1 protein-coding gene is annotated in these 964 nt (G+C 57.7%); it reads left to right on the forward strand.

Annotation, left to right across the window (positions count from 1 at the left end; all coding sequences use genetic code 11):
• Positions 1 to 492: 492 nt before the first annotated feature.
• Positions 493 to 900: a hypothetical protein gene (locus FNJ47_RS46215; RefSeq protein ID WP_163163453.1), complete on the forward strand. Its 408-nt coding sequence runs from the start codon at positions 493 to 495 to the stop codon at positions 898 to 900.
• Positions 901 to 964 lie beyond the last annotated feature (64 nt).

Here is a 964-nt window from a genome sequence, read left to right on the forward strand (position 1 = left end):
GTACTGGTGGGGGACTGGTGGGGAACGAGCAGCGACAATCACAACATAGTCTTGGACCGTCTTACGATCCGCATACCGAGATTCTTTCCGCCATCGGCTGATATCCCATCCTCTGAACGGCATTGATCGTATTGCACTTTCCTCTAATCGGGGTGAAAGCCACGGTCGAAACCTACGGCCGGACGCAATGAAACGGCATTGTCGTGGAAAATCTCGAGGAGGGATGAGTCTCGGATCGGGTTGAGCTGGCGGGCATCTACGAGAGATCCCGCTGATGCTGAGACAGTCGACCTGAGGTGCGACGGCGACACTATCGCCTCTGGAGCCGCGATGTCGGCGTGGCCCTAGGCTAACGTGATGATCAGAAGCTAGCAGCGTCCACCGCAAGATGCGGTTTGCCTGAGCTATAACGCAACGATGTCCCTATATTGGGTACGTCGAGTGCGAGCCACGCTGGTGTTTACGCTGTCTTATCGCTCAATCGGAGCTTCCATGAATTTTCCTGATTTCGACAAGCCGCTCGATCCCAACCAATTTTCCAAGGAGCGCTGGGCGCGGGTCCCGGAACCGATCCGAAAGAGCGTCGAGCAATATGTGGCAGCCCGTCTGCCCGACGACATCCTTGCAAAGCTCGACGACCTGCACGCCAGAGGCGTTTCCATCGACTCTGATCCGGCGTTTTTCCATTTTGGTGGCGGCCTGGTTGTCCGGAACCTTTGCCGAGAACGGCTCAGTGACCAAGAGCTTGCAAAGTACTGTCCCTTTTGCGGCGATTGGGACGACTTCTATGTCGCTGTGCTCGCTGCCATAGGTGCAATGCGTGACCAGCGAAATGATCCGTACGCATACGATGAAGACCGCCCGATTGACGCGTGCGCGCGGGCACGGCGAGCTCTATGATGGCGTTGCGTGAAGGTCAGGCGGCCTGCTGACCGGCGGGCTTGCCGGCTTGGCCCAGGAGCTT

This window comes from Bradyrhizobium uaiense (assembly GCF_010811875.1).
GTDB lineage: Bacteria > Pseudomonadota > Alphaproteobacteria > Rhizobiales > Xanthobacteraceae > Bradyrhizobium > Bradyrhizobium uaiense.